Genomic DNA, 24,551 nt, shown 5'->3' on the forward strand with positions numbered 1-24,551 from the left:
ACTCCTAAGCTGGATAGATGCGAATACGGCGATTCGGTTCCTCTCCGAAGCTATCGGATTGGAGACGGTAATGTTCCACTAATTCGTGTTGCATTTTCCGCACTTTCGCCGATCGCGGCAGTAACTCCACCGGTTGGCCGGTAGGAATAACGATTTGTTCCACCGCTAACCGGGCCTCCTCCAAAGCTTCGATCTCGTCATCACTACCGCTGCGGGCAAATAAACGCAGGTCGGCACCCTCCTGATTCATCGGGTCATCAATGCCCAAAATCCGCTTTAAACCCCGAGAAATTTGGGGCAGGGTATTGGATTTGATGCCGTGTATAGGGATTTGTCTTACTTTGGCAATTTGCCGCAATTTTGACTGATTTTTAACGTGGGAACGCAGGGCCAGCACCGCATCGGCCCCCTGTAAATCTTTGGTCAAAACGATCGGCAAATCTAGGGCCTGTACTACCTGTTCGATCGGGGCGCGACTGACTCCGTAGGGATAGACATAAACCGGCCAATCTTCGCCATTGGGACCGGGAACGCGGACTTTTTCCGTTTCCGGTTCTTCCTGCAGCCAGGATTGTTCGAGGAGGCGATCAAAATCGTTTTCCCGGTTGAGAGGGCCCGCAGGGAAACGGGCCACGGGAGTCATCCGGCCATCGGCCCGCCATCCCTTGGGTTTATCCATTTCTGGCAGATAATTGCCGCGCAAAGGGGTGAGGTTTTCCGGTTTTGGTTCTTCCTGAGCGACCTGTACTTTTCCCTCCTCGTCCACCCAACGGATTTGGGCAATTGCTTCCCGTCCCCGCAGCAGTTGGTCGATAGTAGTAGATACGTCCTCGTGGATGACCCAGCGCTGACGTTCCAACATTTCGATGGCAATGTCAAAGGTGGGCGGTGCTTTCCGTTCTAAAACGGTCTTCTGAGAACCCCGGCGGCGCGCTTCTTCGTCCCCGAGAGTTACTGCCTGAATTCCCCCGACTAAATCCGATAAAGTCGGGTTTTTAATTAAATTTTCCAGTTGATTGCCGTGGGCGGTTCCCACTAACTGCACCCCGCGTTCGGCGATCGTGCGAGCGGCCAGAGCTTCTAATTCCGTACCGATCTCATCAATCACGATCACCTCCGGCATATGGTTTTCCACCGCTTCGATCATGACTTGATGCTGCAATTCCGGACGGGCCACCTGCATCCGACGAGCGCGACCGATAGCCGGATGGGGAATATCTCCATCCCCCGCGATTTCGTTGGAGGTGTCGATAATCACTACCCGTTTATTGAGATCGTCGGCTAAAACTCGGGCTATTTCCCGGAGAGCGGTGGTTTTCCCCACCCCCGGACGACCGAGCAGCAGTAGGGATTTACCCGTTTCCACTAGGTCGTTAATTAGGGTGATCGTACCGAAAACGGCCCGACCGATACGACAGGTTAAACCGATAATTTCGCCGTCTCGATTGCGAATGGCACTGATGCGGTGCAGGGTGCGTTCAATCCCAGCGCGATTATCGCCGCTAAAACTGCCCACCCTGGCGATCGAATACTGGATTTCTTCTTTTGAGATCGGTTCGTCCCCCAGATCGATCGCCCCATCGGGAAAACGCGCTTCTGGTATGCGTCCCAAATCCATAACTACTTCGATCAGTTGATGCTGCCGCGGGTGTTCCTCGATCTTGCCGCGAATCCGAGCGGGTAGAATTGCCAAGAGTTTGTTTAAATCGTCGGTCACTGGCATCCGAGAGGAGGGTAGGGTTTCTGGCATTAATAGTAAAGGGTTTTGGCGATAATTGGCCGTTTTTATTTCCAAGATTTTCTTGGGGTCTAACACATTTATGGGTTAGTTGTCAATTAAAAAAATATTATAGTTTTTTGACCAAGGCTAGGCTTTTAATTGAGCAACCCCCATAGAAGCGGCTTTAAGGGCTTCTTGGTAGGCTTGGGGGTCATTTTCAAGGTTAAGCTGGTCTAAATGCTCTAAAATTGGCAAAATCAATGAACGGGCGTAACTTCCAGATGCAATACCAGCGATTTTTTTTCTCAGTCCCAGTTGCTGTAATTTGGTCACGGTATGGTCATTGGTTCCCCCGGCTAACTGCACAAATCCGGCTAGATTGCTGGAAAGGACTTTTTTGGCCATATTAATGGCCGGGTGGGTGGTTCCTTTGCCGATATCGCCGCTCATCGGTCGGCCGTCAGTCTGCCAAATCAGAGGACAGCTTAGGGGTGAAATAGTTTCTCGCAGATAGTGGAGGTAATCAATGATATATTCATGATCTTGGCAACTTATAGCCAAGATTTTTAAGTTTTTAGTTAGAGGTGCGATCGCTTGCCAGAGTCGAGCAAATTCCTCTCCGTGACCGACTTGGGTATGAATTTCGATCGCATCGACTCCCATTTCGATAATTAAGGGGATAATTTCTGCGGGTTGACAGACACGGGATTTTGTCTCAATTATTTGCGGGGGACAAACGGGTAAGCAGCGACCGCAACCATAACAGCGCTGTTCAATCACTCCCCCCCCATCAATAGCATAAGCGGGACAGATTTTTTCGCAGGGACGGGGACAATCGACCGGACAGAGTTGCGGGTTAAAGACAGCTTTCCGAAAGTGGGGATCTTCCCCGTCATTGAGACTGACCATCAACCAAGGTCGTCGATTGGGAGCGAGTCCGGCGATTTTGGCGGCGGTTTCGATGCCTTCTTTGGCCGCAAGGATCACGGCTCGGTCGGCGGCCACATCAATACAATCGGCCCCGGCGATAGTATAGGTCAATGCGAGGTTGCGAATCGTGGGCAAATCCTGGTAACTAGCTCCACAGATGAGCTTGAACCAGTGACCCGCAACTAAGGACTGTAAGGGAGGGGAGTTTTTATCTAGCACTTTTTCATCCTATCGCGCCCAGCCCCTAAATGTCAGCCCTGTGCTGCTCTGATTCTGACTAAAGACTGATTATTGATTCTTTTTGGACGAATGCCATCGGCCTCTACATTGAACTATAAACCCAAACGCTGCTTTTGACGGGCTTTATAGGAAGCTAACAGCCAAATAGAGCCAGAAATCAAAGAAGGAGCAAGGACAAAAAAAGTGGCCATGGTTACGGGATGTTCCCGGGCCCAGACCCAATAAATCATCACGGCAAAAATCAAGCCACAGTAAGCTAGTCCTAGAAAGGGGATGCCAATGACTAAAATGGCGAATCGAGTATCTTTATCCATAAAATATCGGGATGGCAGCGAAAATTTAGCTGATGGGTTTCGCTTACCCCCTCTCCCTACTTATAATCTTCTTTCTGGGATTGCTGGCGGAAAAATAAGGTATTTTTTAGAATTAGGCGCTGATTATTGGGAGGCCTTCCTTGCCGAAACAAAGATTAGATTTATTATTAGTAGCCAAAAATCTCTGTGATTCCCGTCAACAGGCACAGCGATTAATTCGCGCTGGAGAAGTGAAAGTCAATCATCAAATCATCGATAAACCGGCCACAGAAATCGATCCAGAAGCGGCGATCGAGGTTAAGCAGAAACTGCCCTATTTGTCAAGGGGGGGCGAAAAATTAGCCAAGGCCTTAGAATTATTTGCCATTGATGTCTGCGATCGCATTTGTTTAGATGGAGGCATTTCCACGGGGGGATTTACCGATTGTCTCTTGCAAAAAGGGGCAAAACGGGTTTATGGGGTTGATGTGGGTTATGGACAAGTAGCGTGGAGTTTACGGCAGCATGAACGGGTTATTTTACTAGAAAGAACTAATTTTCGCTATTTAACCCCGGAAAAGTTATACGGACCAGAAAAACCCGCCGATTTAGCGGTCATGGATCTGTCTTTTATTTCTCTGACCAAAGTTTTACCGACCCTGTGGACGCTATTAAATCCACCGCGAGAGGCGATTTTATTGGTCAAACCCCAATTTGAGGTGGGACGGGAAAAAGTCGGCAAAAAAGGGGTAGTTCGCGACTACCAAGACCAAGCAGTGGCAATTTTTCAGGTTTTACAGGCCGCCGCAGTCTTAGGATGGTTCTATCGGGGTTTAACTTGGTCTCCCATTACCGGACCTGCGGGTAACGTCGAGTATCTTCTCTGGTTGTCCACCGATACCGGCCAAGTTAGTCCCAGTTTAGCAGCGATCGCAGAAATCACCCAAGCAGCGATCGAACAGTTTTAACCCCGGTATTTTCTCAAGGAAGTGGGGAGAGGGGGAGATTTTCAGAAAACCCTTGACAAATGGCGAGACTTGCTTTATACTTTATGTATAATGGGAATCCGTGCGCCCATATATATATGGTTTTTCAGCGAAGATAAGAGAGAAAAAAATAGACTGAAAAATCGGGTTGGGTAGGAAGAGGATAAAGGTATGAAGACGGAAATTTTCACATAATATCGTAGGGATAATTCATGAATTATCCCTACGATATTATCCCTACGGAATCATCCCTACGGAATTATCCCTACGGAATCATCCCTACGGAATTATCCCTACGGAATTATCCCTACGGAATTATCCCTACGGAATTATCCCTACGGAATTATCCCTACGATAGGAATTGTTGTTACGGTGATTATAAAATCGGCCCGATTTTTTTTCTCAAAACCCTTGACAAATGGCGAGACTTGCTTTATACTTTATGTATAATGGGAACCCGTGCGCCCATATATATAGGGTTTTCGAGAGAAGATAAGAGAGAAAAAAATAGACTGAAAAATCGGGTTGGGTAGGAAGAGGATAAAGGTATGAAGACGGAAATTTTCTCTCCCCGACAAGGATTAAACAAAGCATTTCTGAGAGTCAAACCGAATCTTTGTCAGGTAGAGAAGTTTCAAGTATTCTTACATACAAAAACGATGATCGGGGAGTTCAATATATCGGAAAATGGGAGAGATAACCCGAAAAATTATTGTTAAATCATGTTAAGTCCCGTAGAAACGATTAAAATTCTCGAAAATCATCCCGATCGCACTTTTCAAGCTGGTGAAGTTATTTTTGTAGATGGCACGGAGGGCGAGTTGATGTACGGTATTCTTAGGGGAGAGGTGGAGATGTATGTCAAGGGGCAATTGATAGAAACTCTACAAAAAGGGGATGTATTCGGAGCAGGAGCGCTCCTGCATGGCGATAAACTGCGAGAATCCACAGCTATTGCCAAAACTGATTGTAAATTAGCCTATCTCAATCAACCGCAGTTTTTATTTGCCGTGCAGGAAACCCCCATGTTTGCGATCGAAGTGTTAAGAAGTTATTCCGATCGCTTTCGCAAGTTGAAAAAAATCTTCACCGGTGAAGCATAGAGGAGCAAAGGAAAGCCATACCCCGAAAACTATTGACCGAAAATCTCACCGATAGTTAAACGGGAACCATTGACCAAATCCCCACCAGAACGCGGTGATTTTCCCGATAATTGCACTTCTTTTAATAATAATAAACCCTCTCCCGTCTGCACTACCGGCCCGAAATTTTTCCAGAGAGCCACGATCGATCCCACTTCTCCGCTTAGATGAGAAAGGTCTTTTGTCTGTAATTCTGGAGGAAGTTGACCAGGATCCTCTAGGGGAATAGTGGCCATCACTTTTAGGGGTTGTCCCCGGAAAGTGGTCAGCGCATGAGGATAAAAACCCCGGACTCGATCATGAATTCTCCGGCCCGAATCTTGCCAGTGGATTAGATAGTCAGATTTTTGAATTAAAGGGGCATAGGTGGCATCGTCGTTATTTTGAGGAATTGGGGTAATTTCTGCTCGATCGAGCTTAGAGAGGGTTTCTAGGAGCAAATCCGCCCCCATTTGTCCTAGGGTTGCTCCCACCTGTTCGGCATTGTCAAAAAGAGCGATCGGGGTGTAGGCTTTCAGTAACATCGGTCCGGTGTCCATGCCCGCATCCATTAACATGGTGGTAATGCCGGTTTCTTTTTCTCCCCTAGCGATGCACCACTGCACGGGGGCCGCTCCCCGATATTTCGGCAAAATTGAGCCATGAACGTTAATACAGCCTAATCTCGGCATCTCTAGGATTTCTGGGGAGAGAATTTGTCCGTAGGCAACGACTACAAAAGCGTCCGCTCGCGATTGTCTGAGAAAATCTAAGGTTCGAGCGTTTTTTTTGACACTTTTGGGCTGCAAAACCGGTATTTGCTGTTCTATGGCTATTTGTTTCACCGGTGAGGGGATTAATTGATTGCCCCTTCCCCGGCGCTTGTCCGGTTGGGTAACGACGGCAATTATTTCTATATCGGGATTGGCTAATAATTTTTTTAGGGTGGGAACAGCAAAAGTCGGGGTTCCGAAAAAAACAATACGCATGGGAGAGGGGGGATTTTTCAGTTATCAGTGTGCAGTAATCATTAACGACTAACTATGCCGGACCATTGGATTTTTTTGGCTTTTTCCCGACGATAGGAGAAAAAATGATCTTCTTGTTGATAGGTGCAAAAAGGAGCGATCGCAATTTGTTCATCCCTAATTCCTAACTGTTGTAGTTGATGATAAATCACCCGTCGCACGTCTAAGCGCACTTTTCCTTTTTTCTCGTCAGCAAATAAAGGGGAGGGGGAGAGGTTAAATAAATTCGCCAGAATTTGGTCAGGATTGGTTTCTTGGGGAAATAAACTTAAACCCACTTCTGCGGCAACTTCTCCATCTACTTGATACACTTCCCCGGCAATTGCCGGCCCCAGGGCCAGCGCTAAGTTATCTAAACAACTACCAGATTTTAATAACTGCTTAACTGCTTTGGGAACTATCCTTTTGGCTGTCCCTCTCCATCCAGAATGAATCGCCACCCCAACACCCGTAGAGCGATCGCCTATTAGTACGGGCGTACAATCAGCACTGGCCACCCAAATCCCTTGACCGGAAGCATCGGTGATAATTCCATCCGCTTCGACAATTTCCGGGTTAGTAATCCCTTGGGGATTTAATAAGCGATCGCCATGTACCTGTTTGACCCGATAAACTGGTACATTTGCCCCTAAAGCACCCGTAAAAGCTTCCGGGGTTTGGGGGTAATAATGACGGGTAAAAAAGCCGTGGGACCAGTCCTCTAGGAGATTACAGGTAAGATAGGGCAATCCTTGCCATGTTTGCCATTGCCACAGAGAAGTCCTGGTTAATCGGACATCGATCGCTACATTGGTCACAGTATAAGCCTCTCTTGCTGCATTAACACCTCGTTCCCTCCTATCCTAGTTCTGAGCCTGGCAAACGGCAACCGGAAGATTATTAAGTAGGTAGGCACAATTATTTGTAGTGAATTGTTTCAGCTAATTTGGTGTGTTAGAAAAATGCTATAAATTTTATAATCTAAGACTTTAAGCCGAAATCTATTGCCCTATTTTAGCTGAAACAGTCCAGTAGGATGGGTTAGCGGTAGCGTAAACTATGCGGGCGTTGGGTTTCATCCCACACCCCACACCCCACACCCCACACCCCACACCCCACACCCCACTTCCTTGGCAAAAATCCTGTTTGCGTCCCCTCTTAGCGATAAAATTTCTACATCTCGACTGCCGAAAAGCATAAGTTTTGTCAAGTAAAATTAAGAAGGGAGACAAATTTAAGATAGCCAACTTATGGAAGTAACTTTTACCGCTGCCGAATCCCTAGAAATTGTTGTTGCTGAACAAACCATCCCGATTCAGCATTATCTGCGCCAACCGCAAAGATTAGTACAGGCTATCGTTGAGACTAGCTTAACAGAACAATTGTCTGAGAACCAGTTTCGCCTGAAAATGCGTCCCCTCAACTTCTTGGATATGTACTATTTTCAGCCCACGGTTATTCTCAATGTCTGGGCCACCTCTGGGGGGACGATATTTTTGCAATCAGAAGACTGTCAGATCAAAGGTATTGATTATATTAATGATCGCTTTAGTCTCGATGTTCAAGGCAAACTCGCTCCTGTGGAGAAAAATAATCAAACCTATCTAGCGGGAAAAGCCAATCTTGAGGTGAAAGTCGCCCTGCCACCGCCATTATGGTTAACCCCGCGTCCGCTGTTAGAAATCGCCGGCAATAGTCTCTTAAAAGGGGTTTTATTGCGGATTAAACAGCGTTTAATGAGTCAATTGTTGCAAGATTACCAACAATGGGCTAAACAGGACATTATTGGCCAAAATTACCCCGAAACCATTCTCGATCTCTCCCTTGGTTAAATAAAAATATGAGTTGGACAAAAGTATTATCTGTAGATTCCCTTGCCCCCGGCGCCCGTCAAGTGGTAAAAGTGGGGGAGAGTTCCATTCTCTTGATTAACAATAACGGTCAATTCCACGCCGTCGGCAACCGTTGTCCTCATCTCAAATTATCGATGACGAAAGGCAAAATTACCGAGGATGGCGCGATCGTTTGTCCCTGGCATCGTAGTTCGTTTGATCTCTGTACTGGTGCTGTCAAAGACTGGATTACCTGGCCCCCTGTGGTTAACAAAGCGATGGCGACAGTTTCTCAACCCCAAGCTTTACCCGTTTATCCCCTTCGCATCGAAGACGGCAGCATCTGGATAGACGCATAACTGATCACTGAGGGAGGTTTTTGGGCAACCTAAAGAGTAGTTGCGTTAACCGACAATGGGTTAATCTTTGAGAATGCCAAACGCCACCTCGCCACCGCACTTCGACAAGCTCAGTGACGCTTGCTCCTCCCATGCACCGTTTCCCCCGTCAGTGGCTATCCGATATTCGCTCACCCCAGAGAATCCACTGGTTTCGTCGCACTCGCCCCCAATGGCAAGGTTTATCGGTGCTAATTTTGGGGGATATTTTGGCTCTAGCGGCGGCTTGGTTTGGCGCTCGTTATTTTAATCAATTTTTCTCCCCCATCCCTTCCGGATTAGTCTGGTGGAATTGGTTGGGATTGCCTAGTTTATTCTGGATTTTTGCTGGGGCGATAGTATTTTTGTTCGCACAAAATGGCTTGTATAGTCCTTCTCCAAAAAGCCAAGATTATCTAAAAACCGGTCAATTAATTAGCATTGTTTACCTATGCTCTCTAGTTGTCGGTTATTTTTACGATCCGAAATTAGATCCACCTCGATCGCTTTTTTTCAGTGCTTGGTTTTTTAGTGTTATTCTCGTCTTCGGATTTCGTCTGATCAGTACCCTAATTATCCGACAAATACAGCCAAAAAATAGCAAATTAGCGGTTTTTATTATTGCTCCCGCCGCTAGAATTCATAAATTAGCCTCGATCTTAGAAAAACGCTATCATTATGCCGTGGTTGGGGCGGCCTTGGCTAAGGACGCTAACTCACCCATTACCCTAAAAGCGATCGCCGATTCTGGGGCGGTGGAAGTATTGGCCGATGATATTCCCAATACGGACCTAGCGTCAAAATTATACTGGCAATTGCGGCGATCGAGGATTACCCTGCGTCTTCTCCCCTCCAGTCGCGAAATTCTCTATCGTCGCGGTCAACCGGAAATCATCGCCGGTTTACCGACTTTGCGCGTCCAGGCCTCTTTACTTTTAGGATGGGATTATCGGATCAAAAGAATGATCGATTTTATCGGGGCTTTTTTGGGTGTGATTCTTCTATCACCTGTATTTATTGTTATTGCTCTATTAATAAAATTTTCTTCTCCAGGACCGGTCTTTTTCCGACAGGAGAGGGTGGGTTTACAGGGAAAACCCTTTTTTATGTGGAAGTTTCGCACTATGGTAGTCAATGCTGATCAACTACAAGAGCAGTTAGAGTCCGCTAACGAAAATCAGGATGGAGTTTTATTTAAAATTAAAAACGATCCGCGCATTATTAAAGGTGGTCATTTCCTCAGAAAAACTAGCCTCGATGAATTGCCGCAATTATTTAATGTTTTATTAGGTCAAATGAGTTTAGTCGGTCCGCGACCTTTACCCCTGCGGGATGTGGAAAAATTCGCCCAATGGCATCATATCCGTCATCAAGTTTTACCCGGAATTACCGGACTATGGCAGATTTCTGGGCGCTCGGATATCGATGATTTTAACGATGCAGCCCGCTTAGATTTGTATTACATCGATAATTGGTCTTTGAATTTAGACCTAGATATCTTAGTGGAAACCCTGCGAATTGTTCTTTTTGGTAAGGGTGCTTATTAATCAATGGAAATGAAGGCAGTAGAAATAATAAGCTGGCTCTTATTTAATACAAGTGTTTGTCTATTTTAGTTCCGTTTAAAAGTTGAGAACGAAGCAAATCGATCGCCTCTAAATAACTCGGCATCGGTTCATCACCTAACAGACAAGCACTGCGATCCACGCTAATCATATCATCACCCCAAAACACCTGACCGAGAGGAATAGATTTTCCTCGATCCGGTCGCCAATTACTACTAAAATATTTAAGATTAGCGTCCACCACTGCCCCATCAAAAAGATGACCGATACAAAAATAAACATCCTGTAAAATTAGCGGTACGGAGGGGCGATGTAATTGCCCCCGCGAGTTGGGACTACGGGCCTTATAATGACTACGGGGAAAGAGTCCATAGAGATTTTTTAAAGAAGCAGAAATCAGGGGTTTATCCTTTAAATGGGTGCGTTTTAAGGTTCCAATCGTGATCCGACAATCCACTTCTTCGATAATTTTAGGGGCAAACATCGAGGTAAAACGGACAGGAAAAGGAGAAAGATTCGGATATTCTTTCTGTGGTAAACTATCAGCATCAAGAATAGTTATTCCGGGATCGAGAATAGATTTTACTCCCAAAATATCGATAATTTCTCTCAAAGAAATAGCCGAACATACTCCCTCTACCAAGATAATTTCTGCCCCAGTATTTACCCCTCTCAATCCCCGCAAAACTTGACTTAATACCGGCAGACTAACCGTTACGGGTGGTGGCACAGGATAACCTAAATTAGGTTTAATTAAAATACGTTTAGCCGTGATAGCTGCCGGGGGAGGTTGATAAACAAAATCCGCCATAGCTGAATTTTTTACCCCGGCAGTAATTGAGGATTGGGTAATCATAGAGAGGAAAATAAATCAATGGGAAGTGGACAGATTAGCCAGATCATTTAGGGAGTTTACCTGCTGTAAAGCTTGCCAGATTACCCCAGAATCAGCCCCAGGAAAATGGCTATTTTCACTAATATAACGCTTCCAGGCCTTAGTTCCGGGCTGACCGGCAAAAAGCTGTAAAAGATGTTTGCTGATCTGGTGTAATTTATAACCTTTACTCACCCATTCATCGATGTAAGGAAGCATTTTTTTGATTACTTCTTCCCGGGTAGGAGGAGTAACCGATTCCCCATAAAAATCTCGATCGACTGTGGCAAATAAATAGGGATTATCGTAGGCTGCCCGACCGATCATGACCGCATCTACTAATTGTAAATGTTGTCTAGCCTGTTCTAAATTAATGATACCGCCATTAATTTCAATAAACAAATGGGGAAACTGATTTTTTAGGCGATAAACATCATCGTAACGTAAGGGGGGGACGGTGCGATTTTCCTTGGGACTTAATCCCTGTAACCAAGCTTTACGCGCGTGGATGGTAAAACGTTGACAACCGGCATCTGCGACAATACGGACAAAATTCGCCATATTTTCGTAACTATCTTGATTATCAATGCCAATTCTCTGTTTTACAGTCACGGGAATCGATACAGCTTGATTCATTGCCGATATTCCCCTCGCGACTAATTCCGGGTTAGCCATCAAACAAGCGCCGAAATTGCCCTCTTTTACCCGAGAACTAGGACAACCCACATTGAGATTTACCTCGTCATAACCCATATATTCGGCTATTTTAGCGCATTCTGCCAAAAGATAGGGATTATCACCCCCTAACTGCAAAGCTAGAGGTTTTTCTGCTAGGGAGAACCCCAGCAACTTATAGCGATCGCCGTGTTTAATCGCCATCGTCGTGATCATTTCCGTGTAGAGAAGGGGACGACGGCTAATTTGTCGCAAAAAATAGCGAAAATGGCGATCGGTATAATCCATCATCGGCGCCACACTTAAAATATTGCCCATCTTTCCCTTGATTTTCTCCTTGAGGGTAGCCATCGATCGCTGATCAGGACATTCTCTGGGTTTCCCCAGAGAAGAACCGGTCTTCCTCTCAACATATTTTAAAGCTTTTTGGTAAGTAGGTAGGCGTTAAAAATTATCAGACACCACCCTTATCAAGGGGGGACTAAGGGTAGGGTTGATTCATGAATCAACCCTACTATGAATCAACCCTAGTACTAAGGGGGGATCGAACCTAAAATCTATTTTTAATTTAATTATAACCAGCTACTTAAGTTGGCTATCTAAATTACTGGTTAAGACTGCACCGGAGAAAGGAGAAGGGGACTTTTTTGAATTACCTCCGTGGCATATTTGCCCCTTTAATCGTGTCGCGGATGACGATTTTTTGTTCTTTGGAATAACCAGCAAAAGAACGAGTGGCAAGTAACTCGATTTCTATCCCCGTACCCGATCGCAAAGATTCCACGGGTAAGGGTAATTGACCGATATCCAGAATAAATTGATTGCCCTCCTGTCGGACTAAATTAGCAGGCATATCTCCTTCGTAGCGAGTAACAAAATCGGTTCTGGGACTGGTTTGTAGGTCGTCTGCTTGCCAACGAGTGACCCGATAACGCACTTTAAATTTAGTGCCGATTAAATTCGATTGGGAAGCTTTATCTTCGAGAAAAAGCCTTAAATCAGTACCATTTCCTGTAATACCTTTTGCTTCTAATTGGGTGACATCTCGTTCAAAAACAGCATTATAAACGACAAATTCCGTAACATTATTGCGTTTTTGAGTGGTTCCCTCGATCCACAATTCACTGGGGACAGTTACCCTCATTTCCTTTTGATCATCGAGGGTTAAAGTAAAACGTTGATTAGCAAACCGGTTAAACTCTTGGGGCGCATTCCAAATTAAAATAAAAGAACGTTCCGATCGATCTAATAAAATCCGATATTGATCATCGATCAGGGAACCGGGAGCAAATAAAGATATTGCCCCGGTGCGAGTTTCCCAACTATTTTTAGATAGAATATAACCCCGTTCTTTTAACTCCGAAAGGGGAACAGTTGCGCTCGGTTGATCGGCAGTTAAAGGGCGATCGATTTGAATTAAAGTTAACTGTCCTAAACGTCCCCCGCGACCGTTACGACCACTATTACCCGTCGCCCCATCGAGACCATCCTGACAGCTAAATTCTCTGGTGGTACAGCTATAATTGGCATCACCCGGCCTACCGCTGCAGGTTTGAATTGTCCAAAAAGGTTGGGAACAGCGACAACCCTTGCCCCCCTGGCCTCCCTGACCCCCAAAACCCCCGGCGCCTCCGGCCGCATTGACCGTTACTTGTCTTAAAAAATCTAAATTAGTGGCATAGAGGGTTAAAGCGCCGCCATTACCGCCATCACCGCCATCACCCCCATTGCCACCGTTGCCACCACCGGCCGCCTGGAGATTTCGTGTGACGTTGCCCGGTTGACCGCTACAGTTGCCATCGCTGCCATTGCTGCCATTTTCACCATCGACCCCTTTTTGTCCTGAAATATCGAGTTTTAGGGGAGAACCATCGAGAAAAAGGGTTAAACTGTCACTATTTTTGCCTTGGCCGCCGACCTTGCCAGCTTTTCCGCTTTGGCCTTGTTTACCGAAAGTCTGTACATCGGAACCTTGGGCTAACCAAGAACAGCGATCGCCCGTCACCGTGGCGGGCATTAGGTACGGTAAAGGGAGAAAAAAGGTGAATATTAATGATTTAGCCCAGAAATTCATAATTTTAGCCAATTTATCCCCAAAGACTCCCATCGATTCCCTCTTGATGACTTTTAGATCTAGATTTTTGTTTCCCCTCTATCAATAAGGTGCGCTATCATCCTACACTTACTTTGAGAAGGAAACAGCCAATCGCGAGGGTTACGCGCGTGAAAAAAGTATTAGCTATTATCTTAGGTGGCGGGGCTGGAACTCGCCTTTATCCGTTAACGAAACTGCGGGCCAAACCTGCCGTCCCCCTAGCGGGAAAATATCGCCTGATTGATATTCCCGTCAGCAATTGTATTAACTCCCAGATTGACAAAATCTATGTGTTGACGCAATTTAATTCCGCTTCCCTCAATCGTCACCTCAATCGTACCTATAATTTTACGGGTTTTAGTGATGGTTTCGTGGAAGTTTTGGCCGCTCAACAAACCATGGAAAATCCTCAATGGTTCCAAGGCACGGCCGACGCGGTACGACAGTATATCTGGACGATGAAGGATTGGGATATCGATGAATATCTGATTCTCTCGGGAGATCATCTCTATCGCATGGACTACAGCAAGTTCATCGAACGCCATCGGGAAACCAACGCCGATATCACTTTATCGGTGGTTCCCATCGATGAACGTCGGGCCTCCGCTTTTGGGGTGATGAAAATCAATGATTCGGGGCGAATTGTTGATTTTTATGAGAAACCCAAAGGGGCAGAATTGGAAAGAATGCGGGTAGATACGACGATTTTAGGCTTAAGTCCCGACCAAGCTCGTCAAAGTCCCTACATCGCTTCCATGGGAATTTATGTCTTTAAAAAGAATGTTTTAATCGATCTGCTCGATGCCAATAAAGAACAGACCGATTTCGGCAAGGAAATTATTCCCTCGGCGGCTAAAGACTACAATCTTCAGGCTTATTTATTTAAGGGTTACTGGGAAGATATCGGGACGATTGAGGCCTTTTATGAGTCTAATCTCGCCCTGACCCAACAACCCAATCCCGCCTTTAGTTTCTACGACGAAAAAGCCCCCATCTATACCCGTTCTCGCTATCTGCCACCCACAAAAATGCTCAATTGTACGGTGACGGAATCGATGATTTCTGAAGGTTGTATTCTCAAAGAATCTCGCATCCATCACTCGATTTTAGGTATTCGTAGTCGAGTCGGCAAAGACTGCACGATCGAGGATACAATGCTGATGGGAGCCGACTTTTATGAGTCTTTCCCCGAACGGGAAAGTCTGATCGGAAATGCCAAAGTTCCCGTGGGTATCGGTCCCGGTTCCACTATTCGTCGGGCAATTGTGGACAAAAATGCTCGCATTGGTTCCAATGTTTTAATTGTTAACAAAGATCGTGTGGAAGAAGCTAATCGCGAAGATTTAGGTTTCTATGTTCGCAGCGGCATCGTGGTTATTTTCAAAAATGCCACTATTCCCGACGGGACGGTGATTTAATCTATCAGTTATCAGTTATCAGTTATCAGTTATCAGTTATCAGTTATCAGTTTTTCTAGTTATTATCACCTTGTTCTAGCTGAAGACTGATGGCTTCAGCTAATTGCTTCCCGATTCGCCAGCTAAGTAGTCGTGCAAAATTAATTTCCTAGTGAAGATAGGCAAGAGGCAAGAGGCAAGAGGCAAGAGGTGGTTAGATATGTGTAATTAATTTTGCTTAGGTACTTAATTACCTAGAAAATTCCCTTGAAACCCTAAGTAGCTGGTTATAATTAAATTAACAATGGATTTTAGGTTCGATCCCCCCTGCCCCCCTTGATAAGGGGGGTGCCGATAGGCGGGGGGATCTGAAAGTTTTTAATACCTACCTACTTATCCTTTCCTAGAAGTGATGGCAAAATATCCCGGGCAGCTCTTCTGAAAATCAGAAAAATTTCTATATTTTTGGGTTCGATTCTAGGTTTTCAATTAACCTTAAATTAAAAGCCTAGGGCTTAGATAGAAGCCATTCAAAGGATATTTATGAAAGCCAAAATTGCGATCGCTTGTCAGGGAGGCGGCAGTCAAACTGCTTTTACTGCCGGTGCATTAAAAGCATTATTTGACAATAAAGTGCAAGATTACTTTGATATTGTCAGTCTCAGTGGTACTTCTGGCGGTGCTATCTGTGCCTTTTTCACCTGGTATGCTCTCAAAAAAGGTGATAGCATCGTTTGGAAAAGAATGATTGATTTTTGGGAAGATAATAGCGCTCGAACTCCCCAAGAACAACTATTTAATGACTCAGCCATTAAAACCCTAGAATTAGCCAGCAAAGGATTAATTCCCCAGTATAATCTCAGTCCTTCCTCTCCGATTACTAAAACCTTATTTTCTATAGCTACCTACGGTTTACGCAGTCGCTTTACCAACTTTGATCAGTTACTAAGAGCGCATATTGACTTCTCGGAATTAGCCACTTGGGGAGCTAAACCAGAACCCCCAGTTTTATTAATTGGGGCCTGTAATATCCTGACAGGAAAGTTAAGTAAATTTAACTCGCGCCAGGAAGCAGTTAAAATTGAACATATCCTAGCTTCTGCTTGTGTTCCTAACATTTTTCCTGCTGTCACCATTGAAACTATGGCCTACTGGGATGGACTATTTTCTGATAATCCCCCCATCCGTTCTTTAATTCGCCGTGAATTTGTTGGAATCGAAAATATTCCCGATGAAATTTGGGTAATTAAAATTAATCCCACCTCTAGAGATAAGATCCCCGTGCAATCCGATGATATTGCTGATCGCCGCAATGAATTAGAAGGCAATGTTTCCCTATTTCAAGGTCTCGATCAGATTGAGTTGATCAATCAATTATTTCTTAAAGGAGCCTTTAAAGAGGAATTCTTGCGGGAGATTGCCTTAACAGAACCATTTAAAATTCCTAAATCTTTCCCGGAAGATCCCGATCAGGATTACCATATCCCGATGATCGAAATGTCGGCGGAATTGGCCAATAGTCTCAACTATGAAAGTAAACTTGATCGCTCTCCCGCCAATATTCAGCGTCTGATCGCTGACGGGGAAAAACAGGGAAAACAGTTTCTAGAACATCGACTAAAAGCTATGGGTTTAAGATAGTTTTTGAGGTTTCAAAAACGGCAAAAATAAGGATTAAATTGCACAAAATCCTTAAATAGACCATTCAGTTGATTATTATTCATTCTTAATTCTCCTGACGACCGGCTACTGACGACCGGCTACTGACGACCGGCTACTGACGACCGACTCCTAACCCTAACAACAATTTTTGATTTTTACAAGAGATCTAATGATCACTGATTTTCATTGACTAATACCCGTCCAGATAGATCGTAAATCATAATATCCCATTGCCCATTTTTTGCCGCTTCAAAAGCCACTTTAGAACCATCGGCACTGATGATCGGATTGCGTACTTCCGCGAGCAGATCGGGAGCAATTTCCCTTCTCTGTTGAGTTTGTCGATCGTACAGATAAATAGCCGTTTTTCCCTGACGACTGGCAGTAAAAACGATATAACGACCATCTTCACTAATGGAAGGACTAGAAGCGATCTGATCGAGAGAATTGAGGCCGGGTAAAGACAGTAAACGGCGATCGATGGCATCAAAAAGATAGATAGCTTGGGAACCATTGCGATCGGAAGCAAAAACGAGATAGCGAGAGGCAAGATAGGGAGTTAATTCACTAGCAGCACTATTTAAACTTCTCCCCCCTCGATCGAAAGGAAAAGATAATAAACTGGGATAACCCGCACATCCAGTTAACAAACTAATTACAGCAACAAGACTAATAAAAAAATAACGTTTCACGGTTTGGGACTTTCAACGGGACTGCCATCGGGAAGATCTAACTCGATATTCGGACCGCGATCGAGAACCTCCACATCCCATTGTCCCCGACGAGCGGACTCAAAGACAAGATAACGACCATCGGGACTAAGACGGGGATTTCGTAACCAACCGCGATAATTTTGACTCAATAACTCAGAACGATCGGTGATGCGATCATATAAAGCGATGAAGGGACGACCCTCAATAATCACCACATAAGCCAGATAACGCCCCGTTTGGCTTAAACTAGGGCTATCGGTAATTTCTTGACCCGTATATAATCCCCCTAGGGTCTGGTATTGTTTTGTCTGCAAATCATAAAGCAGTATCTGATTACTACCGCGACGATTAGACAGGAAAGCAAGCCAACGACCATCACCGCTCAGGGCAGGTTTTTCGTCATTATAGCGACTATTGAGGGTTCCTGTAGATAAACCGGGGTTATTGAGATTACAACCGCCTATAACCCCTAAAAACAAGCAGATAAACAGGAAAAAGGGAGCTTTGGTCATCAGACCTACTCCTTAATAATCAAACCTAGTCGGATGATCATTACTCGACTCCCGTTCACTATTATCCGGTCTCTCCCAATCTTCTCGATCGCCGGCATCCCTAGGATCGATCGGTTGATAATCGACGTATTCCCCTTTAAATGGCGGATCGTCCGCAATTATTGGGCGAGGACGACGTTTTTGGCTAGTGCGGGGCGGTTTACTGCTCGTCTCTTCACTAGCGGGACGACGACGGGGACGGGGACTGGTTTCTTCCCAATCATCACCGCTACGGCGCTGATCATAAACATCTCGATCGCTAGTGGGGGAACTATTGCGAGGACGACGATTACTGGTTTTGCGACTGCTAGGATCGGCCGGCCGACGGGTGCGGGTGCTGCGGGGTTCCTCGTCCTGATAACTAGAAGTACGGGAAGAGCGGGGATCATCGTAACCGCGTAAACGGGGATTATCTTCGTAACGTTCCTCAGGTTCGTAGGTGTCGAGGGGTTCTAATTCGGCCCGATATTCCCGACTCACAGGACGTTCATCCACAAAAGACGTGCCGCGGCGGGCCTGTTCCGTGGTTAAACCCCGCAATTTTACCGTCTCGAAGGCAAAAAACACCGCTGCCCCAGTGAGCAAAAATTGTCCGAATTGCAAAATCGGATCCAGTCGCCACCCTTGAAAAAGTAGAATTAAACCGCACAGTAACCCAACGGCGGCAAAAAATATATCATGATCCCTGGAAAGTTCCGGCCGCACCGAGCGCAGGAAGTATAACCCGGCTCCGGCCACTGCCAGAAAAATTCCTAAGATACTGGCCGAATTCAGCCCAAAATTGACCATCTTTATCTCCCTTCTCGGTGCTTAAATTCAAGAATCGAGTCCTTTATCCATAGCGGTCAGCTTTCAGAAGCAATCCTGCTGTTTTTAACTCAAGGAGTCGAGCTATATTCTAACCCCGAAGTCTAGCACTATATCTATCATCCTCGATTCTAACTTACTCGATCGAGCCTAGTTCACACAACTATTGTTGGGGAAGTGGGGAGATTTTATCAGTGATCAGTGAACAGTAAACAGTAATCAGTGAACTGACAACTCACATCTGATCACTGATAACTGAGCCAAGGCTGACGGCTGATATCTTAACAAAATCTTTAGAAATAACCCATTGACAGGATTGACCAAGTGTGATATTGGGGTTTCAGGCATTTTAACGTGATTTCTTGATCACTTTTGAGCGATCGCTATCGTTGGAGTTAATCGCCGCAAGTCTGAAAGGAGGGATTTTCATTGATGCAGCTCATGGTGAATTTGTAAAGTGCGTAAGTTCTATTTAAGTAAGATCAGACAGAAATTTTTCTGTCATATCATAAAATTAACTTAACCTAGGCAAGAGGGAATTAGCATAGAATGTGAGTATGATCCAGGCTAGATATATAGTCTGTTTGTATTAATAGTCCATTCAATCCATAAAATAAGGTGTGAGGATTGACCCATGTCAAAACTATTCAAGAATTTAGTAAAGGTAACTCCTTTAGTATTAGGTGCTTCCGTAGCGGCTGCTGGCAGCGCAGGGGCTCAAACTATGCCGGGTACACCTCAACTTAAAATTGATCCGGCTGCGCAACAACAACTCGATCGCATTCAACGCGCCCAAAATAGTCAGCAGATTAATACGGGTGTTTATCAGGGTTCCATGTCCCAGGTGACTAGCGTTAACCAACTGCGGGACGTATCTCCCACCGCTTGGGCCTACGAGGCATTAAGAAGTCTTGTGGAACGTTACGGTTGTATCGTTGGTTATCCCGACCGTACCTTCCGCGGTGATCGCGCCACCACTCGTTGGGAATTTGCCGCAGGTTTAAACGCCTGTTTAAACGTCATGGAACGTTTAATTCAAGATGGTGTTGGGGTACTCAGAGAAGATATCGATAAATTAAAACGTCTTGTTCAAGAATTTGAGACCGAACTAGCGGCTTTAGGGGCTAGAGTGGACAACCTGGAACAGCGCGTTGCTTTCTTGGAAAATAATCAATTTTCTACCACAACCAAACTCAGAGGTGAGGTCATCTTCAGTATCGCCGATAGCTGGGGTGGTCAGGCTTCCGTTACCAATACCAACGGTACAGTTACTGATGGCAGCAATCAAGATGAGACCCAAGCTGTATTTAATAACCGGGTACGACTCAACTTTGAAACCAGCTTCACCGGTAAAGATATGTTAAGAACCCGTTTACAAGCAGGTAACTTTAACACCACTTTCAACCAAAACGGTCCGACGAGAACCAACATGACCCGTCTAGCATACGATGACGGTCGTGACAATGATGTCACCATAGATGACTTGTTCTACCGCGCTCCCATCGGTACTCCCTTCGGTAACATCACCGTTTGGGTTGGTGCTAACGCCCTGAACCTTGATGATGTTTTCATCACTGCTAACCCCTTCCTCGCCGATAGCGGTACAGGTGCTTTATCTCGCGGTCAACGCTACAATAACATCGTCTTCCGTGCTCCTTCTGGTGTTGGTGCGGCGGTCAGATTTAATATCGGGGATGTTTTCCAAGTCACAGGAACCTACCTAGCCGAGGGTGGGACTAATGGAGCCAGCAATCCTAATGAGGGTAGCGGTTTATTTAATGGTTCCTACAGTGCTGGCGCGCAAGTAGGTTTCTCCTTTATTAAATTTGCCGATATTAACTTCGTTTACGTTCGCAGTTATCAAACTGCGGCTAGTATGAGTTCCGGGTTATTCGGTAACGTCAGCAGCCCTCTCACGGAACGTCCCTTCGGTAACGTCGGCACTGTAGCTAACCGTTTCGGTCTTCAAGCGAGCGCCCAAGTTATACCAGGACTCTTAAATGTAGCGGCATGGGGTGGTTACGCTGATGCCTCGGCCACTGGTGTTAACAATGCGATCGGAGACAATAACACTGGTATCTGGTCTTGGAACCTTAATCTTTCTGTCCTCGATCTCTTTGCCGAAGGTGCAGCCCTTTCTTTCGGAGGGGGTCAAGTACCCCGTTCCGACAAGGAAGATGGCACTTCCTACATGGTGGAAGCTCAGTATAAGTTCCCGGTCACCAAAAATATTCTGATTACCCCCGGTGCTTATGCGATCTTCAATGCTAACAACCGTAATAACGACACCATTTTTGTTGGTGTTCTCCGGACAACTTTCCGTTTCTAAGCTAGGTTGACGGACTCGATAAATAAGAACGGTGGGATTTGTAGCTCTCACCGTTTTTTTACTTTTAACTTTATCACTGGGTATAACCATTTATGAGAAGATGAGCGAAGCGTACCAAACGCCGCTATATTTACTTCGCCTATTTAGTTGCTTATCTATGCACTCTCTGTCTTTCCCCCGTCGCACTAAAATTGTGGCCACGATTGGCCCAGCCTCGCAAAATAAGGAAACATTACGTCAGATGATCAAGGCGGGGGCGACGACATTTAGATTAAACTTTTCCCATGGCGATCACGATTACCATCGTCACAGCATTAACCTGATCCGTCAGTTAGCCTTTGAACTCAATCAACCGATTGGCATCCTTCAGGATCTACAGGGGCCAAAAATTCGTTTAGGTAAATTTGCCTGTGGGTCGATTACCCTGAAACCGGGGGAACCCTTTACCCTTACTTCTAGGGATGTGGAATGTAATCAGGAAATAAGTTCCATTAGCTATCCCTCTCTAGCCCAAGAAGTCCCAGAAGGTTCGAGAATTCTGCTTGATGATGGTAAAGTCGAAATGCGGGTGGAATCAGTGGATCGCCTGAAAGGAGACCTGTCCTGTCGCGTGGTGGTTGGGGGTGTCTTATCCAGTAATAAAGGGGTGAATTTTCCCAACGTCTATCTGTCGGTGAAAGCTTTAACCGATAAGGACAAAAAAGATTTAATGTTCGGACTGCTGTGGGATGTGGATTGGATCGCCCTTAGTTTTGTGCGTAATCCCCAAGATATCCTCGAAATTAAAGAATTAATCGCCAGTGCGGGTAAATCTATCCCCGTGATCGCTAAAATTGAAAAACACGAAGCGATCGAGGAAATGGAGGCAATTTTATCCCTCTGTGATGGTGTTATGGTGGCTAGGGGAGATTTAGGAGTAGAATTACCAGCCGAAGACGTGCCAATCCTGCAAAAACGCCTGATTAATACCGCTAATCAGCTAGGCATCCCGATTATCACCGCCACTCAAATGCTTGACAGTATGGCCAGTAATCCTCGTCCCACCCGCGCCGAGGTTTCTGACGTAGCTAATGCGATTTTAGATGGCACTGATGCGGTCATGCTTTCCAATGAAACGGCTGTGGGTCATTATCCCATCGAAGCGGTGGCAACCATGGCCCGCATTGCCGAAAGGATCGAACGGGAACAGATCAATAGTGCCGCTCGCTCTAACAATAAACAATCGATTCCTAACGCTATTTCCTCGGCAGTCAGTCAAATTGCCGAACAATTGGGGGCAGCGGCAATTATTACCCTGACCAAAACCGGCTCTACTGCCCGTAACGTCTCCAGATTTCGCCCCAAAACCCCGATTTTAGCCGTTACTCCCCATCGGGAAGTGGCACAGCAGTTACAGCTAGTTTGGGGCGTAAAACCGATGTTATTACTCGATTTACCCTCCACCAGCCAAACTTTTCAAGTGGCGATGAATCTTGCCCAGGAAAATAACCTCCTCGCAGATGGTGATTTAGTGGTGATGACGGCGGGAACTTTGCAAGGGGTGGCCGGTTCCACGGATTTAATTAAAGTGGAAGTGGTAAAATCCCTTTTGGGCAAGGGTACGGGGATCGGCCAGGGTGTGGCTAGTGGCCGGGCGCGAGTGGCCCATAATGCCCGGGAAGTGGGTAGTTTTAGTCATGGGGAGATTTTAGTCGTTCCCACCACCAGCGCCGAATATGTGGATATGATGCGGAAAGCTGGCGGAATTATCACCGAAGATACTGCGATGAATAATCACGCCGCTACTATCGGTTTAAAATTGGGTATTCCTGTGATTGTCGGGGTTAAAGATGCCACGAAAATTATCCGCGAAGGGGTGATCATTAGTCTCGATGCTCAACGGGGTTTAATTTATTCTGGTATTGGCAATGGCGCAGCAACTATGAAAAACTGAGTCGGTTATCAGGAGGCGGTCGGCGGTCGGCAGCTTTTATTTATTATCCCCACTTCCCCACTTCCCCACACCCTACACCCCACACCCCACACCCCACACCCCACACCCTACACCCCACACCCCACACCCATTTTCACTTGTCTATGAGCGATTCTTACTCTCCTCCCGTCGATAATCCGGCCTATACTGTTGAACAAGCGATCGCTAATATCCAGCAAAGAGAAGACCTAGGAGCGCGTTATTATGCCGCTTGGTGGTTGGGTAGATTTCGTGTTCGTCAACCGGAGGCGATTTCGGCGTTAATTGCCGCTTTAGAGGACGAAAGCGATCGCACTCCCGACGGCGGTTATCCCCTGCGACGCAATGCTGCCAGTGCTTTAGGGAAATTAGATGATCTCAGTTGTCTTCCCGCATTAATTGCCTGTCTCGACTGCGAGGATTATTATGTGCGTGAATCGGCGGCCCAGGCATTGGAAATGCTTCAGGATCGAAGAGCGATCGCACCTTTAAAGAAACTATTAGAGGGTGGCATCGAAGTGGCCGTTTTGGTGGCGGGAAAACCCCATTTAGTCCAACCCTACGAAGCGATTATCGAAGCCTTGGGAACCCTGCAAGCGACGGAAGCGATTCCCCTCATTGAACCGTTTTTAAAGCATTTCGTCGAAAAAGTGCGTTATGCGGCTGCCCGCGCCCTCTATCAACTCACGGCTAACCCCCACTATGGCGATATTCTGATTAATGCCTTGCAAGGGGAAGAATTACAGCTGCGTCGTTCTGCTTTAATGGATTTAGGCGCTACGGGTTATCTGCCGGCTGCTCCTGCGATCGCTAATACTTTGGCGGAAAATAGTCTGAAACTGGTTGCTCTCAAGGAACTTTTAGAAAAATATCTAAAAAACAATTCTAGGGGCGAAAATATCTCGGAAATTCTCACTTTAATGGATAGTTTATTGTAATTAATCATTGGTTATTTTGTATCTAAATTAAAACCGATGCAATCCAGAGGTTTTTATGCTAATTCAAACTGATTATGCTGGCTGGCTGAACGAGACAATCACTCTGTTAAAACAAAAAAACTTTGATAAAGTTGACTGGGAAAACTTGATCGAGGAGATAGAAAGTTTGGGCAGAAGTCAAAAACGTGAACTCCGCAACCGGTTAACCACCATCTTAGAACAATGCCTCAAACTTTGCTATACTGATTACGTTGAGGATTATCGAGGTTGGCAAGAAACTATTAGGCGCAGTCAACGGGAACTAGAGGAACTTTTGAGGGATTCTCCTAGTTTAAAACCCTACTGGGAGCAAGTATTTTTAGATTGCTATGCCACGGCTTTAAAAAGCTTGCGAGATAACCCCGATTATCAATCCTTTAACTTTCCCGATGATTGTCCTTTTCCCCAAGAAATTAGTCAGATTTTACAGAAAAAAGTTTGGCGATAAA

Annotated in this window: 23 protein-coding genes; 12 read left to right on the forward strand and 11 right to left on the reverse strand. The window is 45.7% G+C overall.

The features are described from left to right. Positions 1-4: 4 nt before the first annotated feature. From RAM70_RS22665 to RAM70_RS22675, 3 genes are all read right to left on the reverse strand, one after another. A complete protein-coding gene (locus tag RAM70_RS22665) occupies positions 5-1,750 on the reverse strand; it encodes a R3H domain-containing nucleic acid-binding protein (protein WP_409799516.1) in 1,746 nt (581 codons plus the stop codon). A gap of 117 nt (positions 1,751-1,867) precedes the next feature. After that, on the reverse strand, positions 1,868-2,869 hold the full coding sequence (gene ldpA, locus RAM70_RS22670; RefSeq protein ID WP_045360496.1) for a circadian clock protein LdpA: 1,002 nt from the start codon (positions 2,867-2,869) through the stop codon (positions 1,868-1,870). A gap of 113 nt (positions 2,870-2,982) precedes the next feature. Beyond that, positions 2,983-3,204: a hypothetical protein gene (locus tag RAM70_RS22675; RefSeq protein WP_002736250.1), complete on the reverse strand. Its 222-nt coding sequence runs from the start codon at positions 3,202-3,204 to the stop codon at positions 2,983-2,985. 140 nt (positions 3,205-3,344) lie between these two features. On the opposite strand from RAM70_RS22675, the gene RAM70_RS22680 reads away from it, so the two are divergent. The 3 genes from RAM70_RS22680 (at position 3,345) to RAM70_RS22690 (ending at position 5,272) form a co-directional block, all read left to right on the forward strand. Beyond that, positions 3,345-4,151: a TlyA family RNA methyltransferase gene (locus RAM70_RS22680; protein ID WP_312675738.1), complete on the forward strand. Its 807-nt coding sequence runs from the start codon at positions 3,345-3,347 to the stop codon at positions 4,149-4,151. A gap of 230 nt (positions 4,152-4,381) precedes the next feature. Continuing rightward, positions 4,382-4,702 carry a hypothetical protein gene (locus RAM70_RS22685; RefSeq protein ID WP_045360491.1) on the forward strand — a complete coding sequence of 107 codons (321 nt, stop codon included), beginning with the start codon at positions 4,382-4,384 and terminating at the stop codon, positions 4,700-4,702. 189 nt (positions 4,703-4,891) lie between these two features. After that, positions 4,892-5,272 (forward strand): cyclic nucleotide-binding domain-containing protein, encoded by a 381-nt coding sequence (locus tag RAM70_RS22690; RefSeq protein WP_045360488.1) that lies wholly within the window; start codon positions 4,892-4,894, stop codon positions 5,270-5,272. Positions 5,273-5,301: 29 nt separating this feature from the next. Here the strand turns inward: RAM70_RS22690 and fmt are convergent, their stop codons facing one another. Continuing rightward, complete coding sequence (gene fmt / locus RAM70_RS22695) at positions 5,302-6,279, reverse strand: methionyl-tRNA formyltransferase (RefSeq protein ID WP_312675742.1); 978 nt, start codon at positions 6,277-6,279, stop codon at positions 5,302-5,304. Positions 6,280-6,320: 41 nt separating this feature from the next. Next, positions 6,321-7,115 carry a peptidoglycan editing factor PgeF gene (pgeF, locus tag RAM70_RS22700; protein WP_312675744.1) on the reverse strand — a complete coding sequence of 265 codons (795 nt, stop codon included), beginning with the start codon at positions 7,113-7,115 and terminating at the stop codon, positions 6,321-6,323. A gap of 432 nt (positions 7,116-7,547) precedes the next feature. Here pgeF and RAM70_RS22705 point away from each other — a divergent pair, with 432 nt between their 5' ends. The 3 genes from RAM70_RS22705 (at position 7,548) to RAM70_RS22715 (ending at position 10,053) form a co-directional block, all read left to right on the forward strand. After that, positions 7,548-8,129 (forward strand): DUF1997 domain-containing protein, encoded by a 582-nt coding sequence (locus RAM70_RS22705; RefSeq protein ID WP_045360485.1) that lies wholly within the window; start codon positions 7,548-7,550, stop codon positions 8,127-8,129. Positions 8,130-8,137: 8 nt separating this feature from the next. Beyond that, positions 8,138-8,488, forward strand: a complete 351-nt coding sequence (locus tag RAM70_RS22710; protein WP_045360481.1) for a Rieske (2Fe-2S) protein — start codon at positions 8,138-8,140, stop codon at positions 8,486-8,488. A 113-nt stretch (positions 8,489-8,601) separates the two neighbouring features. Further along, complete coding sequence (locus tag RAM70_RS22715) at positions 8,602-10,053, forward strand: sugar transferase (RefSeq protein ID WP_288001969.1); 1,452 nt, start codon at positions 8,602-8,604, stop codon at positions 10,051-10,053. 43 nt (positions 10,054-10,096) lie between these two features. On the opposite strand, the gene RAM70_RS22720 is transcribed toward RAM70_RS22715, so the two are convergent. From RAM70_RS22720 to RAM70_RS22730, 3 genes are all read right to left on the reverse strand, one after another. Then, positions 10,097-10,927 (reverse strand): DUF362 domain-containing protein, encoded by an 831-nt coding sequence (locus RAM70_RS22720; RefSeq protein ID WP_190380540.1) that lies wholly within the window; start codon positions 10,925-10,927, stop codon positions 10,097-10,099. Positions 10,928-10,942: 15 nt separating this feature from the next. Continuing rightward, entirely contained in the window at positions 10,943-11,938 is a 996-nt protein-coding gene (gene dusA / locus RAM70_RS22725) for a tRNA dihydrouridine(20/20a) synthase DusA (RefSeq protein ID WP_312675967.1), read from the reverse strand. 334 nt (positions 11,939-12,272) lie between these two features. Further along, positions 12,273-13,637, reverse strand: a complete 1,365-nt coding sequence (locus RAM70_RS22730; protein WP_288001994.1) for a collagen-like protein — start codon at positions 13,635-13,637, stop codon at positions 12,273-12,275. A gap of 206 nt (positions 13,638-13,843) precedes the next feature. On the opposite strand from RAM70_RS22730, the gene RAM70_RS22735 reads away from it, so the two are divergent. Continuing rightward, positions 13,844-15,133 (forward strand): glucose-1-phosphate adenylyltransferase, encoded by a 1,290-nt coding sequence (locus RAM70_RS22735; RefSeq protein WP_052277712.1) that lies wholly within the window; start codon positions 13,844-13,846, stop codon positions 15,131-15,133. A 522-nt stretch (positions 15,134-15,655) separates the two neighbouring features. Beyond that, the gene (locus RAM70_RS22740; protein ID WP_045360475.1) at positions 15,656-16,753 is read left to right on the forward strand and encodes a patatin-like phospholipase family protein; all 1,098 of its coding nucleotides are present in this window, start codon (positions 15,656-15,658) and stop codon (positions 16,751-16,753) included. 194 nt (positions 16,754-16,947) lie between these two features. Here the strand turns inward: RAM70_RS22740 and RAM70_RS22745 are convergent, their stop codons facing one another. Genes RAM70_RS22745 through RAM70_RS22755 form a run of 3 tightly spaced genes read right to left on the reverse strand, consistent with a single transcriptional unit; the run spans position 16,948 to position 18,827 of the window. Continuing rightward, entirely contained in the window at positions 16,948-17,466 is a 519-nt protein-coding gene (locus RAM70_RS22745; protein ID WP_002731904.1) for a TolB family protein, read from the reverse strand. After that, a complete protein-coding gene (locus RAM70_RS22750; protein WP_045360474.1) occupies positions 17,463-17,999 on the reverse strand; it encodes a TolB family protein in 537 nt (178 codons plus the stop codon). Before RAM70_RS22750 ends, RAM70_RS22745 begins: the two co-directional genes overlap by 4 nt. A 12-nt stretch (positions 18,000-18,011) precedes the next feature. Beyond that, a complete protein-coding gene (locus tag RAM70_RS22755; protein WP_045360472.1) occupies positions 18,012-18,827 on the reverse strand; it encodes a Ycf66 family protein in 816 nt (271 codons plus the stop codon). A 652-nt stretch (positions 18,828-19,479) separates the two neighbouring features. On the opposite strand from RAM70_RS22755, the gene RAM70_RS22760 reads away from it, so the two are divergent. From RAM70_RS22760 to RAM70_RS22775, 4 genes are all read left to right on the forward strand, one after another. Continuing rightward, complete coding sequence (locus RAM70_RS22760; RefSeq protein ID WP_045360470.1) at positions 19,480-21,174, forward strand: iron uptake porin; 1,695 nt, start codon at positions 19,480-19,482, stop codon at positions 21,172-21,174. A 157-nt stretch (positions 21,175-21,331) separates the two neighbouring features. Beyond that, positions 21,332-23,107: a pyruvate kinase gene (gene pyk / locus RAM70_RS22765; RefSeq protein ID WP_045360468.1), complete on the forward strand. Its 1,776-nt coding sequence runs from the start codon at positions 21,332-21,334 to the stop codon at positions 23,105-23,107. A 143-nt stretch (positions 23,108-23,250) separates the two neighbouring features. Next, positions 23,251-24,063 carry a C-phycocyanin alpha-cysteine-84 phycocyanobilin lyase subunit CpcE gene (cpcE, locus tag RAM70_RS22770; protein ID WP_045360466.1) on the forward strand — a complete coding sequence of 271 codons (813 nt, stop codon included), beginning with the start codon at positions 23,251-23,253 and terminating at the stop codon, positions 24,061-24,063. A 55-nt stretch (positions 24,064-24,118) separates the two neighbouring features. Continuing rightward, complete coding sequence (locus RAM70_RS22775) at positions 24,119-24,550, forward strand: DUF29 domain-containing protein (protein ID WP_312675753.1); 432 nt, start codon at positions 24,119-24,121, stop codon at positions 24,548-24,550. The last annotated feature ends 1 nt before the right edge of the window (position 24,551 follow it).

The organism is Microcystis wesenbergii NRERC-220, from assembly GCF_032027425.1.
In the GTDB taxonomy this organism is placed as follows: Bacteria; Cyanobacteriota; Cyanobacteriia; order Cyanobacteriales; family Microcystaceae; genus Microcystis; species Microcystis wesenbergii_A.

Bases quoted from the DNA above. Each gene is read 5' to 3' on its own strand.
- RAM70_RS22665 (WP_409799516.1), bottom strand. From the start codon at position 1,750: ATGCCAGAAACCCTACCCTCCTCTCGGATGCCAGTGACCGACGATTTA.
- RAM70_RS22675 (WP_002736250.1), bottom strand. From the start codon at position 3,204: ATGGATAAAGATACTCGATTCGCCATTTTAGTCATTGGCATCCCCTTT.
- RAM70_RS22685 (WP_045360491.1), top strand. From the start codon at position 4,382: ATGAATTATCCCTACGATATTATCCCTACGGAATCATCCCTACGGAAT.
- RAM70_RS22690 (WP_045360488.1), top strand. From the start codon at position 4,892: ATGTTAAGTCCCGTAGAAACGATTAAAATTCTCGAAAATCATCCCGAT.
- fmt (WP_312675742.1), bottom strand. From the start codon at position 6,279: ATGCGTATTGTTTTTTTCGGAACCCCGACTTTTGCTGTTCCCACCCTA.
- RAM70_RS22705 (WP_045360485.1), top strand. From the start codon at position 7,548: ATGGAAGTAACTTTTACCGCTGCCGAATCCCTAGAAATTGTTGTTGCT.
- RAM70_RS22710 (WP_045360481.1), top strand. From the start codon at position 8,138: ATGAGTTGGACAAAAGTATTATCTGTAGATTCCCTTGCCCCCGGCGCC.
- RAM70_RS22720 (WP_190380540.1), bottom strand. From the start codon at position 10,927: ATGATTACCCAATCCTCAATTACTGCCGGGGTAAAAAATTCAGCTATG.
- dusA (WP_312675967.1), bottom strand. From the start codon at position 11,938: ATGGGCAATATTTTAAGTGTGGCGCCGATGATGGATTATACCGATCGC.
- RAM70_RS22730 (WP_288001994.1), bottom strand. From the start codon at position 13,637: ATGCCCGCCACGGTGACGGGCGATCGCTGTTCTTGGTTAGCCCAAGGT.
- RAM70_RS22740 (WP_045360475.1), top strand. From the start codon at position 15,656: ATGAAAGCCAAAATTGCGATCGCTTGTCAGGGAGGCGGCAGTCAAACT.
- RAM70_RS22750 (WP_045360474.1), bottom strand. From the start codon at position 17,999: ATGACCAAAGCTCCCTTTTTCCTGTTTATCTGCTTGTTTTTAGGGGTT.
- RAM70_RS22755 (WP_045360472.1), bottom strand. From the start codon at position 18,827: ATGGTCAATTTTGGGCTGAATTCGGCCAGTATCTTAGGAATTTTTCTG.
- RAM70_RS22760 (WP_045360470.1), top strand. From the start codon at position 19,480: ATGTCAAAACTATTCAAGAATTTAGTAAAGGTAACTCCTTTAGTATTA.
- pyk (WP_045360468.1), top strand. From the start codon at position 21,332: ATGCACTCTCTGTCTTTCCCCCGTCGCACTAAAATTGTGGCCACGATT.
- cpcE (WP_045360466.1), top strand. From the start codon at position 23,251: ATGAGCGATTCTTACTCTCCTCCCGTCGATAATCCGGCCTATACTGTT.
- RAM70_RS22775 (WP_312675753.1), top strand. From the start codon at position 24,119: ATGCTAATTCAAACTGATTATGCTGGCTGGCTGAACGAGACAATCACT.